The sequence below is a fragment of the Streptomyces sp. NBC_01635 genome (assembly GCF_045209715.1).
In the GTDB taxonomy this organism is placed as follows: domain Bacteria; phylum Actinomycetota; class Actinomycetes; order Streptomycetales; family Streptomycetaceae; genus Streptomyces; species Streptomyces hirsutus.
Map to the genome: position 1 here is coordinate 2,469,654 of NZ_CP109277.1, position 16,731 is coordinate 2,486,384.

The 16,731-nt window shown below is 72.1% G+C and carries 16 protein-coding genes and 1 riboswitch; of the genes, 9 read left to right on the plus strand and 7 right to left on the minus strand.

Annotated features, from left to right (window positions below; translation table 11 throughout):
• Positions 1-60: 60 nt before the first annotated feature.
• Positions 61-172, plus strand: a riboswitch (TPP riboswitch).
• From thiO to OHB56_RS11710, 5 genes are all read left to right on the plus strand, one after another.
• Positions 170-1,366 carry a glycine oxidase ThiO gene (thiO, locus tag OHB56_RS11690; protein WP_326752205.1) on the plus strand — a complete coding sequence of 399 codons (1,197 nt, stop codon included), beginning with the start codon at positions 170-172 and terminating at the stop codon, positions 1,364-1,366. It overlaps the preceding riboswitch by 3 nt.
• Positions 1,363-1,599 (plus strand): sulfur carrier protein ThiS, encoded by a 237-nt coding sequence (gene thiS / locus OHB56_RS11695; RefSeq protein ID WP_326752206.1) that lies wholly within the window; start codon positions 1,363-1,365, stop codon positions 1,597-1,599. The genes thiO and thiS overlap by 4 nt, the downstream gene beginning before the upstream one ends.
• A 2-nt stretch (positions 1,600-1,601) precedes the next feature.
• Positions 1,602-2,396: a thiazole synthase gene (locus tag OHB56_RS11700; protein WP_055629720.1), complete on the plus strand. Its 795-nt coding sequence runs from the start codon at positions 1,602-1,604 to the stop codon at positions 2,394-2,396.
• A 299-nt stretch (positions 2,397-2,695) separates the two neighbouring features.
• Complete coding sequence (pknB, locus tag OHB56_RS11705; protein WP_406353073.1) at positions 2,696-4,654, plus strand: Stk1 family PASTA domain-containing Ser/Thr kinase; 1,959 nt, start codon at positions 2,696-2,698, stop codon at positions 4,652-4,654.
• Positions 4,655-4,736: 82 nt separating this feature from the next.
• Entirely contained in the window at positions 4,737-5,618 is an 882-nt protein-coding gene (locus OHB56_RS11710; RefSeq protein ID WP_406353075.1) for a deoxyribonuclease IV, read from the plus strand.
• 37 nt (positions 5,619-5,655) lie between these two features.
• Here the strand turns inward: OHB56_RS11710 and OHB56_RS11715 are convergent, their stop codons facing one another.
• On the minus strand, positions 5,656-6,303 hold the full coding sequence (locus OHB56_RS11715) for a sulfite oxidase-like oxidoreductase (protein WP_406353077.1): 648 nt from the start codon (positions 6,301-6,303) through the stop codon (positions 5,656-5,658).
• Positions 6,304-6,487: 184 nt separating this feature from the next.
• Between OHB56_RS11715 and bfr the strand changes: the two genes are divergently transcribed.
• Entirely contained in the window at positions 6,488-7,006 is a 519-nt protein-coding gene (bfr, locus tag OHB56_RS11720) for a bacterioferritin (protein WP_406353079.1), read from the plus strand.
• An 11-nt stretch (positions 7,007-7,017) separates the two neighbouring features.
• Here the strand turns inward: bfr and OHB56_RS11725 are convergent, their stop codons facing one another.
• Together OHB56_RS11725 and OHB56_RS11730 are read right to left on the minus strand one after the other, a co-directional pair.
• Entirely contained in the window at positions 7,018-7,254 is a 237-nt protein-coding gene (locus OHB56_RS11725) for a (2Fe-2S)-binding protein (RefSeq protein ID WP_326752211.1), read from the minus strand.
• A gap of 186 nt (positions 7,255-7,440) precedes the next feature.
• Complete coding sequence (locus OHB56_RS11730) at positions 7,441-8,793, minus strand: class II 3-deoxy-7-phosphoheptulonate synthase (RefSeq protein WP_326752212.1); 1,353 nt, start codon at positions 8,791-8,793, stop codon at positions 7,441-7,443.
• Between the two features lie 343 nt (positions 8,794-9,136).
• Here OHB56_RS11730 and OHB56_RS11735 point away from each other — a divergent pair, with 343 nt between their 5' ends.
• On the plus strand, positions 9,137-11,092 hold the full coding sequence (locus OHB56_RS11735) for an anthranilate synthase family protein (protein ID WP_406353081.1): 1,956 nt from the start codon (positions 9,137-9,139) through the stop codon (positions 11,090-11,092).
• On the opposite strand, the gene OHB56_RS11740 is transcribed toward OHB56_RS11735, so the two are convergent.
• The 4 genes from OHB56_RS11740 to OHB56_RS11755 form a co-directional block, all read right to left on the minus strand.
• On the minus strand, positions 11,044-12,039 hold the full coding sequence (locus tag OHB56_RS11740; RefSeq protein ID WP_406353083.1) for a 2-hydroxyacid dehydrogenase: 996 nt from the start codon (positions 12,037-12,039) through the stop codon (positions 11,044-11,046). The genes OHB56_RS11735 and OHB56_RS11740 overlap by 49 nt on opposite strands.
• Before the next feature lie 197 nt (positions 12,040-12,236).
• Positions 12,237-12,965, minus strand: a complete 729-nt coding sequence (locus tag OHB56_RS11745; protein ID WP_406353085.1) for a response regulator — start codon at positions 12,963-12,965, stop codon at positions 12,237-12,239.
• Positions 12,962-14,182, minus strand: coding sequence for a MacS family sensor histidine kinase (gene macS, locus OHB56_RS11750; RefSeq protein ID WP_406353087.1), 1,221 nt, complete (start codon positions 14,180-14,182; stop codon positions 12,962-12,964). The genes OHB56_RS11745 and macS overlap by 4 nt, the downstream gene beginning before the upstream one ends.
• Before the next feature lie 58 nt (positions 14,183-14,240).
• Entirely contained in the window at positions 14,241-15,050 is an 810-nt protein-coding gene (locus OHB56_RS11755) for a lysophospholipid acyltransferase family protein (RefSeq protein WP_406353089.1), read from the minus strand.
• A gap of 201 nt (positions 15,051-15,251) precedes the next feature.
• Between OHB56_RS11755 and OHB56_RS11760 the strand changes: the two genes are divergently transcribed.
• Both OHB56_RS11760 and OHB56_RS11765 read left to right on the plus strand, forming a co-directional pair.
• Entirely contained in the window at positions 15,252-16,049 is a 798-nt protein-coding gene (locus tag OHB56_RS11760) for a carboxylesterase (RefSeq protein WP_055592061.1), read from the plus strand.
• Positions 16,042-16,722, plus strand: coding sequence for a hypothetical protein (locus tag OHB56_RS11765; RefSeq protein WP_406353091.1), 681 nt, complete (start codon positions 16,042-16,044; stop codon positions 16,720-16,722). The genes OHB56_RS11760 and OHB56_RS11765 overlap by 8 nt, the downstream gene beginning before the upstream one ends.
• The last annotated feature ends 9 nt before the right edge of the window (positions 16,723-16,731 follow it).

Here is a 16,731-nt window from a genome sequence, read left to right on the forward strand (position 1 = left end):
GCGAGAGCTCCTTGCACGTTCGTTGTTCCGGCGTTGTTCCGGGGCTAGGCTTGGCCACGGTAAAGCACTCGCGGGAGTCCGGACGCACCGGGCTGAGAGGGAGGCTGGCGGCCTCCGACCGTATGAACCTGATCCGGGTCATGCCGGCGAAGGGAGGGGCTGGACGCCCATGTCGCCCACACGCACCTCAGGCACCCCGCACGCTCCGGGACGCTCTCCGGACGTCCTCGTCGTCGGGGGCGGGATCATCGGCCTGGTCACGGCCTGGCGGGCCGCGCAGCGCGGACTGGCCACGACCGTGCTGGACCCCGAGCCGGGCTCCGGCGCCGCCCGGGTGGCCGCAGGGATGCTGGCCGCCGTCACGGAACTGCACTACGGCGAGCAGACCCTGCTCGGTCTGAACCTCGCCTCCGCGCGCCGCTACCCCGATTTCGCGGCCGAGCTCACCGAGGCCACCGGCCATGACCTCGGCTACCGCCGCTGCGGCACGCTCGCGGTCGCGCTGGACGCCGACGACCGCGCCCATCTGCGCGAACTGCACGTCCTGCAGCAGCAGTCGGGGCTCGACGCGCAGTGGCTGTCCGGGCGCGAGTGCCGGCGTCTGGAGCCGATGCTCGCACCGGGTGTGCGCGGCGGGCTGCGGGTGGACGGCGACCACCAGATCGACCCCCGGCGTCTGGCGGCCGCGCTGGTGACCGCCTGCGAGCGGGCGGGAGTGGTACTGCACCGGGCGTGGGCCGAGCGGCTCACCGTCGCCGGGGAGCGGGCCACGGGCGTGGTCACCGCCGACGGCACCGCGCTGGACGCCGGGCAGGTGGTGCTCGCCGGGGGCAGCCTCAGCGGGCGGCTCGCGGGGATCCCGGCGGAGGTGCTGCCTCCGGTACGTCCGGTGAAGGGGCAGGTGGTCCGGCTCGCGATGCCGGACCGGTTCGGTCCGTTCCTGAGCCGGACGGTACGCGCGGTGGTGCGCGGCAGCCATGTGTACCTGGTGCCGCGCGAGAACGGGGAGCTGGTGATCGGGGCGACCAGCGAGGAACAGGGCTGGGACACGACCGTCACCGCGGGCGGGGTGTACGAACTGCTGCGCGACGCCCACGAACTCGTCCCCGGGATCACCGAACTGCCGCTCACCGAGACCCGGGCCGGGCTGCGCCCCGGCTCCCCCGACAACGCGCCGCTGCTCGGCCCGTCCGCGCTGGCGGGGCTGGTCCTCGCGACCGGGCACCACCGCAACGGCGTGCTGCTCACGCCGGTCACGGGCGACGTCCTGGCCGAGGTCCTGACCACCGGTGAACTCCCCTCCGAGGCCCGTCCCTTCACACCCCGGCGGTTCACCGCCGCCGCACTCACGGAGCAGTCCGCATGAACGATCCGGCGCATGTCACGACCGGCCCCACCGTCACCGTCTCCGTCAACGGGGAGCCGCGCGAGGTGGCTTCCGGTACGGCGCTCGACGCGCTGGTCGCCGGCCTGTCCTCGGCTCCCTCCGGGGTGGCCGCCGCCCTCAACGAAACCGTCGTCCCGCGCGCTCAGTGGCCGCTCACGTCCCTCTCCGAGGGGGACCGGGTGGAAGTCCTGACCGCCGTCCAAGGAGGCTGACCATGGCCGACGATCCGTTCGTTCTCGGCGGTACGTCCTTCACGTCCCGGCTGATCATGGGAACCGGCGGGGCGCCCAGCCTCGACGTGCTGGAGCGGGCGCTGGTGGCGTCCGGTACGGAGCTGACGACCGTCGCGATGCGGCGGGTGAACCCCTCGGTGCACGGCTCGGTCCTGTCGGTGCTGGAGAAGCTGGGCATCCGGGTGCTGCCGAACACGGCGGGCTGCTACACCGCCGGCGAGGCGGTGCTCACCGCGCGTCTCGCGCGGGAGGCGCTCGGCACCGATCTGGTCAAGCTGGAGGTCATCGCCGACGAGCGCACCCTGCTGCCGGACCCGATCGAACTGCTGGAGGCGGCCCAGACGCTGGTCGACGACGGGTTCACGGTGCTGCCGTACACCAATGACGACCCGGTGCTGGCGCGGAAACTGGAGGACGCCGGCTGTGCGGCGATCATGCCGCTCGGGTCACCGATCGGGTCGGGGCTCGGCATCCGCAACCCGCACAACTTCGAGCTGATCACGCAGCACGCGCGCGTGCCGGTGATTCTGGACGCGGGCGCCGGTACGGCGTCGGACGCGGCGCTGGCGATGGAACTGGGGTGCGCGGGGGTGATGCTCGCCTCGGCGGTGACGCGGGCGCGGGAGCCGGTGCTGATGGCCGCCGCCATGCGCGGTGCGGTCGAGGCGGGGCGGCTGGCCAGGCGGGCGGGGCGGATTCCGCGGCGGCACTTCGCCGAGGCGTCGTCTCCCGCGGAGGGCCTCGCCGCGCTGGATCCGGAGCGGCCCGCCTTCTGAGGGGGCCGCCGTCGCCGGGGCGTCCTCCCGCCCACGCGCCGTCCGTTTCCACTCGGCCGAGAGGCTGAGGCTCCTCTCCTCGTGGGGGCGCACCGCCGCCGCTGGCGGCTGCCGCGCCCCGGCCCGGACCGCGTCCCACCACGTCCCGGAGCCGGAACGCGTGCGCGCCGGAGCATGACCGCGGTCCGGGACCGCACCCGTCCCGGACCGCGTGGGTTGCGTCACAGGTCGGCTGCAGTCACGGACCGATCCGCGACGAAGCGGTCGGGGGTGTCGGCGGCTGCTCGTAGACTCCCTGCGTGGACACGACCCTTCAGGACCCTCTGGTCGGGCAGATGCTCGACGGTCGGTATCGCGTCGAGGCGCGTATCGCGGTCGGCGGGATGGCCACGGTCTACCGGGCCGTGGACACCCGCCTCGACCGCGTGCTCGCGCTCAAGGTGATGCACCCGGCGCTCGCCGCCGACGGTTCCTTCGTCGACCGGTTCATCCGCGAGGCGAAGTCGGTGGCCCGTCTGGACCATCCGAACGTGGTGCAGGTCTTCGACCAGGGCACCGACCGGACGTACGTGTATCTGGCGATGGAGTACGTCGCCGGCTGCACCCTGCGGGACGTGCTGCGCGAGCGCGGGGCGCTGCAGCCGCGCGCCGCGCTGGACATCCTGGAGCCGATGCTGGCCGCGCTCGGTGCCGCGCACCGGGCCGGTTTCGTGCACCGGGACATGAAGCCGGAGAACGTCCTGATAGGGGACGACGGCCGGGTCAAGGTCGCCGACTTCGGCCTGGTCCGGGGCGTGGGCACGGTGACGAACACCACCGGGTCCGTGCTGGGCACGGTCTCCTACCTGGCACCGGAGCAGATCGAGAGCGGCACCGCCGACCCCCGCGTGGACGTCTACGCGTGCGGCATCCTGCTCTACGAGATGCTGACCGGTGAGCGGCCGCACGAGGGCGACTCCCCCGCGATCGTGCTCTACAAGCATCTGCACGACGACGTGCCGCCGCCGTCGGCCGTCGTCCCCGGTATGGCGTACGGGCTGGACGAGCTGGTCGCGTCGGCGACCGCGCGCAACCCGGAGGTCCGTCCGTACGACGCGGTGGCGCTGCTCGCACAGGTCCGCGAGGTCCGCGGCGGCCTCGACGCGGCGCAACTGGACGCGATGCCGCCCCAGGCGCTGTCGTCGGAGCACCACAACGCGGACGACCGTACGAGCGTCATCCCGCGCGCGCTGACCGTGCCCCCGCTGCCCGTCGACGAGGAGCACGGGCAGCGGGGGCACGGCGGCGGTGCGGACTCCTCCCACCGCACCAGCCGGCTCCGGACTCCGGCGCCGCTGCCGCCCCGGCGCGGCCCGGGGCTGCGCGCTCCGGCGCTGCTGCGCGGCCCGATGACGATCGTCGTCGTGGTGCTGCTGGTCCTCGGAGCCGGAGCGGGCTTCTGGTACATCAACTCGGGCCAGTTCACCAAGGTCCCGCCGCTGCTGGCGAAGACCGAGCAGGAGGCCCGGGACCGGCTGGCGGAGGCCGGGCTGGGCGTCGGCCGGGTCGAGGAGGCGTACAGCGACTCCGTGAAGCGGGGCTCGGTGATCCGTACGGACCCGGCGGCGGGCGCCCGCATCCGCGGCACCGACTCGGTCTCGCTGACCCTCTCCAAGGGGCCGGAGACCGTGAAGGTGCCCGAGGTGGACGGCGTCGCGCTGGACAAGGCGCGGGCCGCGCTGAAGAAGGCGGGCCTGGAGCCGGGCATGGTCACCCGGGAGTTCAGCGGGGACGTGGCCAAGGACTCCGTGATCTCCACCGGGCCGGCGGGGGGCACCGAGGTCCGTGCGGGCTCGGCGGTGGCGCTCACCGTGAGCAAGGGCAACCCGGTGGACGTCCCCGACGTGACCGGTGAGGACCTGGCGGACGCGCGGGCCGAACTGGAGGATCTCGGCCTCGAGGTGGAGGTCGCCACCGAGCGGGTCACCTCCGAGCACGACGCGGGCCGGGTGGCCCGGCAGAGCCCGGAGGCGGACGGTGAGGCCGTCGAGGGGGACACCGTGACGCTGACGCTGTCCAAGGGCCCCGAGATGATCGAGGTTCCCGACGTGGTCGGCGACAGCGTGGACGAGGCCACGCAGACGCTGGAAGCGGCCGGGTTCCGGGTCGAGGAGGACCGCGGGCTGTTCGGCCTGTTCGGTGACACCGTCAAGGGTCAGTCCGTGGCGGGCGGGGACACCGCGCCCAAGGGCTCGACGATCACCCTCAAGATCCGCTGATCGCCTGGGCGGCCGGCCCGGTGAGCCGTCGTTCCGCTGATCCGGCGGCGGTCGCCGGGCGGCGGCATGACACCCTGGAAGGGTGAAGAGTCACCTGTCCGGCCCTGCCCGCAACCCGGTCGGCGGCCATGTCCCCGTGGCCGGCGGTCTGCATTCCGTCGGTCTGTCCTATGCCCGTGAGCTGCGCGCGGAGGCCGTTCAGGTCTTCGTCGCCAACCCGCGCGGCTGGGCGACGCCGGCCGGCAACCCGAAGCAGGACGAGGCCTTCCGCGAGGCGTGCGCGGCCGAGTCGATCCCGGCGTACGTGCATGCCCCCTACCTGATCAACTTCGGGTCCCACACCCGGGCGACCGCCGAGCGGTCCGCCGAGTCGCTGCGGCACTCGCTGCGGCGCGGGCGCGAGATCGGGGCGCTGGGCGTGGTGGTCCACACCGGCAGCGCGACGGGCGGACGGGAGCGGTCGGTGGCGCTGGCGCAGGTACGGGAGTACCTGCTGCCGCTGCTCGACGAGCTCACCCATGACGACGACCCGTTCCTGCTCCTCGAGTCGACGGCCGGCCAGGGCTCCTCCCTCTGCTCGCGGACCTGGGACTTCGGGCCGTACTTCGAGGCGCTGGACGCCCACCCGAAACTGGGCGTCTGCCTGGACACCTGCCATGTCTTCGCGGCCGGCCACGACCTGACCGGGCCGAGCGGGATGCACCGGACACTGGATCTGCTGGTGGAGACGGTCGGCGAGGGACGGCTGAAACTGATCCACGCCAATGACTCCATGGATGTGGTCGGCGCCCACAAGGACCGGCACGCGAACATCGGCGACGGCCATATCGGCGAGGGCCCGTTCCGCGCGTTGATGACGCACCCCGCGACCGAGGGCGTGCCGCTGATCATCGAGACGCCCGGCGGCAAGGAGGGCCACGCGGCGGACGTGGAGCGGCTGAAGAAGCTCCGGGAATCGCCGTAGTCCCCTGCGGTCCCCGGGGGAGGCACGCCGGACCGGTTCAGAGCTCGGGTCCCTCCCCGGGCTCCTCCTGGTACGAGTAGCGCTGTTCCTTCCAGGGATCGCCGACGTTGTGGTAACCGCGCTCCTCCCAGAAACCGCGGCGGTCGGTGGTCATGTACTCCACTCCGCGGACCCATTTGGGTCCCTTCCAGGCGTACAGATGGGGGACGACCAGCCGGAGCGGAAATCCGTGCTCGGCGGTCAGCAGTTCGCCGTCCTTGTGGGTGGCGAAAAGGCTCTGCTCGGACGAGAAGTCCGCCAGACGCAGGTTGGAGCTGAATCCGTACTCGGCCCAGACCATCACATGGGTGACCTCGGGCGCGGGCGGGGCGAGCTCCAGGAGGGTGCGGACCGGAATGCCGCCCCATTCGGCGCCGAGCATGCTGAACTTGGTGACGCAGTGCAGGTCGGCCACGACGCTGCGGTACGGCAGGGCCGTGAACTCCTCGTGGTTCCAGCAGTGCTTGTCGCCGTCGGCGGTGGCGCCGAACACCCTGAACTCCCAGCGCTCGGGCCGAAACCTGGGCACCGGCCCGTAGTGCGTGACCGGCCAGCCCTTCTGCAGTCGCTGCCCCGGCGGGAGCTCGAACCGCGCCCCTTCCTCCGCTGTGCGCTCCCCCGATTCGCGTTCCGCCGGCTGACCCATGCTTCCATCCTGACAGACCCGGATTAACGCACCGGACCGGGGCCCCACGAAACCGGGCAATGCACATCGAATATCTGTAAGTACACCCTTACTTACTAAGTCCATGCTTACTGGACGATCTTCTCCACCAGTGGAATCATGCGGCGCACCTGGCCCGTTCACCCGCACGGAAGGAGCCTCTGCGATGCAGGGCGACCCCGAGGTCATCGAATTCCTCAACGAACAGCTGACCGCCGAGCTGACCGCGATCAACCAGTACTTCCTGCACTCGAAACTGCAGGACCACAAGGGCTGGACCAAACTCGCCGAGTACACGCGCGCCGAGTCCTTCGACGAGATGCGGCACGCGGAGGTCCTCACCGACCGCATCCTGCTGCTCGACGGCCTGCCCAACTACCAGCGGCTCTTCCATGTGCGGGTCGGGCAGACGGTGACGGAGATGTTCCAGGCCGACCGGGAGATCGAGGTCGAGGCCATCGACCGTCTGCGCCGGGGCGTGGAGGTCATGCGCAGCAAGAACGACATCACGTCCGCCAACATCTTCGAGGCGATCCTCGCCGACGAGGAGCACCACATCGACTACCTGGACACCCAGCTGGAACTCATCGAGAAGCTGGGCGAGGCGCTCTACCTGTCGACGGTGATCGAGCAGTCCCAGCCGGATCCCTCGGGCCCGGGGACGGGCGGGTTCTCGACCCACTAGCCCGGCAGGGCTCACGCGGCTTCGGGAAGCTCCGTCGCGAGGGGCGGCCGGCCCTGGTCGGCCAGCTGCCGGCGGGGGCAGGCGTCCCGGCCGAGCAGCGCCTGGATGCGTCGCACGCAGCCGCCGCAGTCGGTGCCGGCCTTGCAGGCGGAGGCGATCTGCCGGGGAGTGCAGGCCCCGGCGTCCGCGTGACTCCTCACCTGTTCCTCGGTCACTCCGAAGCAGCTGCAGACGAACACGCGGTTCACCTCCCGTCATAGCGTGGGTCGTGCCGTCCCGACCCCTGATCGGTGAGGCAAACCTAACCTTACCCGTCGCCCGGAGGGGAAAAAAGTGGGGTGGGTACGGATTCCGTGTGATCCGTGCCCCACCCCTCGCCGTTCCGGCGGGTGAGCGGCGGGTGACCGCTGCCGGTCACCCGCCGCTGCCGGCGCCTACTGGTCCCGGTACATCTCGGCGACGAGGAACGCCAGGTCCAGCGACTGGCTGCGGTTGAGCCGCGGGTCGCAGGCGGTCTCGTAGCGCTGGTGCAGATCGTCGACAAAGATCTCGTCGCCGCCGCCCACGCACTCGGTGACGTCGTCGCCGGTGAGCTCCACGTGGATGCCGCCGGGGTGGGTGCCGAGCTCCTTGTGGACCTCGAAGAAGCCCTTCACCTCGTCGAGCACGTCGTCGAAGCGGCGGGTCTTGTGGCCGGAGGCCGCCTCGAAGGTGTTGCCGTGCATCGGGTCGGTCACCCAGGCGACGGTGGCGCCGGAGGCGGTGACCTTGTCGACCAGCTCGGGCAGCTTGTCGCGGATCTTGTCCGCGCCCATGCGGACGATGAAGGTCAGCCGGCCGGGCTCGCGGTCCGGGTCGAGACGCTCGACGTACTGCAGCGCCTCCTCGGCCGTCGTCGTCGGGCCGAGCTTGATGCCGATGGGGTTGCGGATCCGGGAGGCGAACTCGACGTGCGCGTGGTCCAGCTGCCGGGTGCGCTCGCCGATCCACACCATGTGCGCGGAGACGTCGTACAGCTGTCCGGTGCGCGAGTCGACGCGGGTCAGCGCCGACTCGTAGTCCAGCAGCAGCGCCTCGTGCGAGGAGAAGAACTCGACGGTCTTGAACTCCTCCGGCTCGGCCCCGCAGGCCTGCATGAAGTTCAGCGCTTGGTCGATCTCGCGGGCGAGCTGCTCGTAGCGCTGGCCGGACGGGGACGACTTCACGAAGTCCTGGTTCCAGGCGTGCACCTGGCGCAGGTCGGCGTAGCCGCCGGTGGTGAAGGCGCGCACCAGGTTCAGCGTGGAGGCGGAGGCGTTGTACATCCGCTTCAGCCGCTCGGGGTCCGGGACGCGGGCGGCCTCGGTGAAGTCGAAGCCGTTGACGGAGTCGCCCCGGTAGGTGGGCAGGGTCACGCCGTCGCGGGTCTCGGTCGACTTGGAGCGCGGCTTGGAGTACTGGCCGGCGATCCGGCCCACCTTCACCACGGGCACGGACGCGGCGTACGTCAGTACGGCGCCCATCTGGAGCAGTGTCTTGAGCTTGGCCCTGATGTGGTCGGCGGACACCGCGTCGAAGGACTCGGCGCAGTCGCCGCCCTGGAGGAGGAACGCCTCTCCCTTGGCGACGGCCGCCATCCGGGCGCGCAGCTGGTCGCACTCGCCCGCGAAGACGAGTGGCGGATACGACTCGAGGTCCGCGATCACTGCGCGCAGAGCCTCGGTGTCGGGGTACTCGGGCTGCTGCGCCGCGGGCAGGTCTCGCCAGGTGTTGCCAGCGCTCGGGCTGGTCTTAGCGTTCACGGTCACGTCTCAACATTACGGGGTGGGACGGCGCCTTCCGGACGACGCCCAGCAAGTGAGATGGGAAACGCGCTCCGTGACCGGACGACGGACGCGCCGGAGCCGTGCGCGGGGCATGCGCTCGCGGGACATGCGCTAGGGTGCGTCCCGTGTCCGCGCTCTCGACCCGGAACGGTTCGGCTCAGAACCCTTCCGCCCCGAACTGGTGGTGGCCCGCTTCTCCGGCGGCCCACTGACCTTGTAGCGCGTACGCACGACTTCGCGAAGGCCGCCCGAGGGGCGGCCTTCGGCGTTCGCGGACCGCGCGGCGCGTGCGGGTCGGCCCTCTCACACCGAGGGACCACGACCGATGAACCGACCGATGAACCGGCCGACGAGCCTGCTCGGCCTGCTGGACGATCCCCGCCCGTTCGCCCTGCTGCGCCGCCGCACGCCCGGCCACGACGACTCCGTGGTGGAACTGCTGCTCGGCCCCGTCACCCCCCGTGAGCGCCTGGCCGACCTTCCCGACGAGGGGCTGGCGCTCATCCCCTTCCGGCAGATCCGGGAGCGCGGTTTCGATGTGCGCGACGACGGCACCCCGCTGCTGGTGCTGACCCCCGAGGAGCGCCACGAGATCCCGCTCGCCGAGGCCCTGGAGCAGTTGCCCGCGCACGACGTGCGGGTGGAGGGCGGGGGCTTCGACGTCGACGACGACGAGTACGCCGGGATCGTCGGGCGGGTGCTGCGCGAGGAGATCGGGCGGGGCGAGGGCGCCAACTTCGTCATCCGGCGGACGTACGAGGGGGAGATCCCCGGGTTCTGCCGGGCCGACGCGCTGGCGCTGTTCCGGCGGCTGCTGGCGGGCGAGCGGGGCGCGTACTGGACGTTCGTGGTGCACACCGGGCAGGAGGCGGGAGGGCGGACGCTGGTCGGGGCGAGCCCCGAGGTGCACGTGCGGGCGTCCGGCGGGACGGTCGTGATGAACCCGATCAGCGGCACCTACCGCTACCCGGCCGACGGGCCGACCCCCGAGCATCTGCTGGAGTTCCTCGCCGACGGCAAGGAGATCGAGGAACTGTCGATGGTCGTCGACGAGGAACTCAAGATGATGTGCACCGTCGGTGACATGGGCGGGGTCGTGGTCGGGCCCCGGCTGAAGGAGATGGCGCACCTCGCGCACACCGAGTACGAGCTGCGCGGCCGGTCCTCGCTGGATGTGCGGGAGGTGCTGAAGGAGACCATGTTCGCCGCGACGGTCACGGGGTCGCCGGTGCAGAACGCCTGCCGGGTGATCGAGCGGTACGAGCCCCTCGGGCGGGACGGCGCCGGGCGCGGCTACTACGCGGGGGCGCTGGCGCTGCTCGGCCGGTCCGCGGGCGGCGGGCGGGAAGGGGACGCCGGGGCCCAGACCCTCGACTCCCCCATCCTCATCCGCACCGCCGACATCGACGCGGACGGGCGGCTGCGGGTGCCGGTCGGCGCCACCCTGGTGCGGGGCTCCGACCCGGCGGGCGAGGTCGCCGAGACCCACGCGAAGGCGGCCGGGGTGCTGGCCGCGCTGGGGGTGCGCCCCGGGCGGCCGCACGAGGAGTCCGTACGGCCGCGGCTGGCGGACGACCCCCGGGTACGGGCGGCGCTGGACGGGCGGCGGGCCTCGCTGGCCCCGTTCTGGCTGCGGATGCGCGAGGCGCCGGGGGCCCTCGACGGCCACGCCCTGGTGGTCGACGGGGAGGACACCTTCACCGCGATGCTGGCGCATGTGCTGCGCGCCGCCGGGCTCGGGGTGACCGTCCTGCGGTACGACGCGCCGGGACTGCGGGAGGTGGTGGCGGCGCACGAGGGTCCGCTGGTGCTCGGGCCCGGCCCCGGGGACCCGTCCGACACGGCCGACCCGAGGATGCGGTTCCTGCGCGGTCTGACGGCCGAGGTGATCGGGGCCGGCCGACGTCACGGCGTCCTCGGTGTCTGCCTCGGCCACGAGCTGATCGCGGCCGAGCTGGGTCTTCAGACCGTCCGCAAGGAGGTGCCGTACCAGGGGGCGCAGACGGAGATCGACCTGTTCGGGCGGCCGGAGACGGTCGGCTTCTACAACAGCTTCGTCGCGCGCTGCGACGACGAGGCGGCGGTGGAGCTGGCGGCGCACGGCATCGAGGTGAGCCGCACGGCGGGCGGCGAGGTGCACGCGCTGCGCGGGCCCGGCTTCGCGGGGCTGCAGTTCCACCCCGAGTCGGTGCTCACCCTGAACGGCGCGGCGATCGTCGCCGAGCTGATCGGTCAGCTGCGCGGGACCAGGACGTTCTCCGAGCGGCGGCCCTCGGTGTAGTCGAGGACGTTGGCCACCGTGGTGTCGATGATCTGGCCGACGGCGTCCGCGGTGTAGTACGCCTGGTGGGAGGTGACCAGCACGTTGGGGAAGGTGACGAGGCGGGCCAGGGTGTCGTCCTCGATGGCCTCCAGGGACTTGTCGAGGAAGAACAGGCCCGCCTCCGCCTCGTACACGTCCAGTCCGACGCCGGTGAAGCGGCCCGCGCGCAGTTCGGCGACGAGGGCCGCGGTGTCGACGAGTCCGCCGCGACTGGAGTTCACCAGGATCGCGTCGTCCCGCATCGTCCGCAGGGCGGCCCCGTCGATCAGGTGGAGGGTCTCCGGCAGCAGCGGGACGTGCAGGCTGACCAGGTCGGACTCGGCGAGCAGCTGTTCCTTGGGGACGTAGGTCATGCCGAGGTCCCGGCAGGCGGGGTTCTCGGCGACGTCCCAGCCGAGCAGCCGCATGCCGAAGCCGTGCGCGATCCGGGTGAACGCCTCGCCGATCTTGCCGGTGCCGATGACACCGGCGGTACGGCCGTGCATGTCGCGGCCCATCAGCCCGTCGAGGCGGAAGTCGAAGTCGCGGGTGCGGGTGGAGGCGCGGACGATACGGCGGTTGACCGCCATGGCGAGGGCCCAGGCGAACTCGGCGACCGAGTGGGGCGAGTAGGACGACACCCGGGCGACCGTCAGGCCGAGCCGCTCGGCCGTCTTCAGCTCGACGTTGTTGAAGCCGGTGGACCGCTGGGCGATCATCCGGGTGCCACCGGCCGCCAGGCTCTCCAGGACTCCGGCGCCGAGGTCGCAGTTGACGCTGGTGGAGATCACCTCGTGGCCCGCCGCGATGGGGGCGGTGTCCTCATTGAGGAAGACGTGCACTCCGCGCACCTCGTGGTGCCCTTGGAAGGCCCGTTCGATCAAGGGCTTCTCGTCGGCCTGCACACCGAACGCGAGGATCTCCACAGGGTCCCTCCCAGGGCCGTGCCGGGAACTCTTCCGTACGCGACGGCTGCCGCATGCGCGAATATACGGGGCCGGGGCGGGCGCGCCCGGGCCGGACGGGGCGGGAGCGGCGCGTTTGCGGCTCCCGGGTCCCGTGTGCGACCGGAAGGACCGGGCCCCGGGAGACCCGGGCCGCCCGACCGACCGGCCGACCGGTGCTACTCGTCGTCCAGGCCGCGTTCGATGGCGTAGCGGACGAGTTCCACGCGGTTGTGCAGCTGGAGCTTGCCGAGGGTGTTCTGTACGTGGTTCTGCACCGTGCGGTGGGAGATGACGAGCCGTTCGGCGATCTGCTTGTAGCTGAGGCCCTTGGCGACCAGGCGCAGCACCTCGGTCTCCCGGTCGGTCAGCCGGGGTGCCCTGGACGCGCCGCTGTCCGGGGCGGACGCCGGGTCGGAGGCCAGCCTGCGGTACTCGCCGAGGACCAGTCCGGCCAGGCCCGGCGTGAACACCGGGTCGCCCACGGCCGTGCGGCGCACCGCGTCCTGCAGGTCCTGGGTGGAGGCGGATTTCAGCAGATAGCCGGTGGCACCGGACTTCACCGCCTCCAGGACGTCGGCGTGCTCGCCGCTCGCCGAGAGCACCAGCACCCGCAGCGCCGGGTTCGCGGCGACGACCTCCTTGCAGACCTGGACACCGGGCTTGCCGGGCAGGTTCAGGTCGAGGACGAGGACGTCGGGGGCGACGGCCTTGGCGCGGCGCACGGCCTGGTCGCCGTCGCCCGCGGTGGCGACCACCTCGAAGCCGGACTCGGAGAGGTCCCGGGCGACGGCGTCGCGCCACATGGGGTGATCGTCGACCACCATCACCCTGACCGGGCCCTGTCCGTCCCCGCCCGGCCCTCCGCCCGGCGTTCCGCTCGTCTCTCCGGCTGTCGTGTCGGTCATCGCTGCTCCGCCTTCCCCCGTACGTCCTGTTCGTCGCTGTGGTGCTTGGGCGCCTTCAGCTCGACCTCCGTGCCCTGTCCGGGCACCGAGATCAGCTCCGCGCTGCCGCCGAGGTCGCGCAGGCGCCCCCGGATCGACAGGGCCACCCCGAGCCGCCCCTCGCCCTCGGCCTGGGCGAGCCGGCCCTCGGGGATGCCGGGCCCGTCGTCGCGGACGGTGACGATCACCTCGTCCGGTTCGTCCTCGACCAGGATCCAGGCGCGCGCGTCGGGCCCCGCGTGTTCGCGCACGTTGTCCAGGGCGGCCCCGACGGCGGCGGCGAGTTCCCGCGCGGCGGCCGGCGCGAGCGGCACCGGCGCCCCGGGGTCGGCGAGGCTGACGAGGGCGCCGGCGTACGGGGCCAGCAGGGCACGCAGGTCGACGGGGTCGTCACCGGCGCCGTCCCCGGCCGCTCCCCCGGACGGGTCCTTTGCCCCTCTGGGGAGGGGCACCGGACCGCCGGACACCAGGGTGCGCAGCGCCACCTGCTGTTCGCCGGCCATCCGGCCCAGCTCGGCCGCCTCGCCGCCGATCACCGCGCCGCGCCGCTGCACCATCGCGAGCACCTGGAGCACGCTGTCGTGGATGTCCCGCGCGAGCCGCTCCCGCTCCCTGGTCGCGGCCTCGATCTCCAGGGCGCGGGCGAGGGTGCGCTCGGAGGCGCGGGCGACCTCGACGACATAGCCGATGGCGATGGAGGCGACCCAGACGAGGATCACGTTGTGCACGGTGTCGCGGGCGGGGCCTCCGCGCTCGATCAGGTTGGCGACGGCGACCAGCGTAGAGGCGAGGGCGGCCCAGCGCCAGCCGCCCTTGATGGCGAAGGCGAGCACCGCGCCCGCGGTCCATATCGACGGCATGGTCGGACCGCCGGCCGCGATCCGCTCCGGGGCGTCGGCGACGGGGGTGAGCAGGATGCCGGTGAGCGCGACGGTCAGGTCGGCGGCGAGGAAGCGTTTGGTGCAGGCGGCGGCGTTCGCGACCCGGGGCAGGGTGGCCGGTGTCCATACGGCCAGCAGGGCGAAGTAGACGACGGCGAGCCAGGGACGCTCGAACTCCTCGTAGGCGGTGGCGAACAGGCCGACCGCGTACACCATGGTGAGGACCCGGTAACCGGCGAGCGCGCGCCACAGCGGCTGCTCGACCGACATCCTCATGACTTTCTCGCGCCTGGGCATGTCTCCCCCACCCTTCGCCCCCGGCCCCGGCCCCGGCCCCGGCCCCCGCCCGCAGGCCCTAGGGGTCGGACCGCCGCTGCTCGGCAGCCTGCTCCCGCTGGGCTTCCTTCTCCGCTTCTTTCGCCGCTTCCTTCTCCGCCTTCTCGGCGCGGGCGAGCTCGGCCTTCTCCGCCTTCTCGGCGTCCTTCTCGGCCTTCACCGCCTCCGCGAGCTGCCGCTTCATGGCGGTCGCGTACACGTCGACGTACTCCTGGCCGGAGAGCTTCATGATCTCGTACATGACCTCGTCGGTCACCGCGCGGAGCACGAAACGGTCGTGTTCCATGCCCTGGTAGCGGCTGAAATCCAGCGGCCTGCCGATGCGGATGCCCGGCCGGATCAGCTTCGGGACGACCTTCCCCGGCGGCTGGACCTTCTCCGTGTCGATCATGGCGACCGGGAGCACGGGCGCGCCGGTGGCGAGCGCCACGCGGGCGAGGCCACCCGGCTTGCCGCGGTAGAGACGGCCGTCGGGCGAGCGGGTGCCCTCGGGGTAGATGCCGAACAGTTCGCCGCGTTCGAGGACCTCTATGCCGCTCTTGATCGCCGCCTCACCGGCACCGCGCGCGCCGGAGCGGTCCACCGGGAGCTGCCCGACGCCCTTGAAGAAGGCGGCCGTCAGCCGGCCCTTCACCCCCGGTGTGGTGAAGTACTCGGCCTTGGCTATGAAGGTGACCTTGCGGTCGAGGACGGCCGGCAGGAAGAAGGAGTCGGAGAACGACAGGTGGTTACTGGCCAGGATGGCGGGACCCTCGGCGGGGACGTTCTCCAGGCCCTCCACCCAGGGCCTGAAGGCAAGCTTCAGCGACCCTCCGACGGTGACCTTCATCGCGCCGTACAACAACCGAGTGCCTTCCTCTTTGTATGGGTCAGACCCTAACCCGGAGTCCCGTCAATGGCTCCGACGACCCTGGTCGGTGTCAGTGCGGTCGCGTACGGTGAAGGTCCTGCAACCCGTGTGCAGCCCGTCGACTTCCTCGACTCCTTTCTTTCCACGACTCCGACGACTCTTACGACCGGGAGGCCGAAAGTGCCGCTCCTGACCGGAGCCGAGCCGTACCGCCACGAGGGCGGGGAGGCCGCTGTCCTCCTCTGCCACGGCTTCACCGGTTCGCCTCAGTCGCTGCGCCCGTGGGCGGAGCATTTCGCCGAGCACGGCCTGACCGTCTCGCTGCCCCTGCTCCCGGGACACGGCACCCGCTGGGAGGATCTGCGGACCACCGGCTGGCAGGACTGGTACGCGGAGGTGGACCGCGAGCTGCGACTGCTGCGGGACCGCTGTTCGCGCGTGTTCGTGGCCGGTCTGTCCATGGGCGGCGCGCTGGCCCTGCGCCTGGCCGCGCGGCACGGCGACGCGGTGAGCGGTGTCATGGTCGTCAACCCGGCGAACCGGGTGCACGGTGTGGCCGCGCACGCCCTCCCGGTGCTCCGTCATCTCGTCCCGGCGACGAAGGGCATCGCGAGCGACATCGCCAAGCCGTCGGTCGAGGAACTGGGCTACGACCGGGTTCCGCTGCACGCGGCGCACTCCCTGCGCACCTTCCTGCGCCTGCTCGACGGCGAGCTTCCCCAGGTCACCCAGCCGCTGCTGCTCCTGCGCAGCCCGCAGGACCATGTGGTGCCGCCCGCGGACTCGGCCCGGATCCTCGGCCGCGTCTCGTCGCTCGACGTGACGGAGGTCCTGCTGGAACAGAGCTACCACGTGGCGACGTTGGACCACGACGCGGAGCGGATCTTCCAGGAGAGCACCGCGTTCATCGGACGGCTCGCACCCGGCGCCGTCAAGGAGTCCGGTCTCGGCAAGGAAGGGACGACCACAGGTGGCTGAGCACGACTCGGACCGCGAGGACCGCGAAGGGCGTGAGGACCAGGAGGCCCGCGAGGCGCGCGAGGCCCGCGCGGGCCGGGGGCGTGACGGCAGTGGCCCGGAGCATCAGGACCAGGACGTCCCCTTCGACGAGGACGCCGCGTGGAAGGCGATCGTCGCCGGGTACGGTGACGAGCCGCCGGACCCGTCGGGCGCCAAGCCGTTCAAGTCGGTCGAGGACCTGGCGCTGCTGGAGTCCGACACCAACACCAACACCGACACGCGGACCGAGGCCGCCGACGACGGGGCGCCGGCCGAGGCGCCGACGCGGGCCGGGGACAAGCCGGTCAAGCCGCTGGGCGGTTCGGTCGCCTTCGCCCCGGGCGTGGGCGGCCCGCGCGACTACAGCGTGTCTGAGCCGTCGGAGAACGACTTCGACGACGGCGACGAGGGCCACTTCGTACCGCCGGAGCCCCCGCCGCTGCCCGAGACCGACGTCACGTCCAAGTTCGCGTGGCTGGGGGTCCTGGGCGGTCCGGTGCTGCTCCTGCTGGCGGTACTGCTCGGCTGGGAGATGACCTGGTGGCTGACCACGCTGTGCATCGGCGGCTTCCTGGGCGGTTTCGCCACGCTGGTGATGCGCATGCGCACGGACGACGAGGACGACGACCCGGGCCGGGGCGCGGTGGTCTGAGGGCGCCCT

What these genes read in the sequence shown, in the direction of transcription:
- thiS (WP_326752206.1), top strand. Translation starts at nt 1,363, where the DNA reads ATGAACGATCCGGCGCATGTCACGACCGGCCCCACCGTCACCGTCTCC.
- OHB56_RS11755 (WP_406353089.1), bottom strand. Translation starts at nt 15,050, where the DNA reads ATGAAGGTCACCGTCGGAGGGTCGCTGAAGCTTGCCTTCAGGCCCTGG.
- OHB56_RS11745 (WP_406353085.1), bottom strand. Translation starts at nt 12,965, where the DNA reads ATGACCGACACGACAGCCGGAGAGACGAGCGGAACGCCGGGCGGAGGG.
- thiO (WP_326752205.1), top strand. Translation starts at nt 170, where the DNA reads ATGTCGCCCACACGCACCTCAGGCACCCCGCACGCTCCGGGACGCTCT.
- OHB56_RS11715 (WP_406353077.1), bottom strand. Translation starts at nt 6,303, where the DNA reads ATGGGTCAGCCGGCGGAACGCGAATCGGGGGAGCGCACAGCGGAGGAA.
- macS (WP_406353087.1), bottom strand. Translation starts at nt 14,182, where the DNA reads ATGCCCAGGCGCGAGAAAGTCATGAGGATGTCGGTCGAGCAGCCGCTG.
- OHB56_RS11735 (WP_406353081.1), top strand. Translation starts at nt 9,137, where the DNA reads ATGAACCGACCGATGAACCGGCCGACGAGCCTGCTCGGCCTGCTGGAC.
- bfr (WP_406353079.1), top strand. Translation starts at nt 6,488, where the DNA reads ATGCAGGGCGACCCCGAGGTCATCGAATTCCTCAACGAACAGCTGACC.
- OHB56_RS11700 (WP_055629720.1), top strand. Translation starts at nt 1,602, where the DNA reads ATGGCCGACGATCCGTTCGTTCTCGGCGGTACGTCCTTCACGTCCCGG.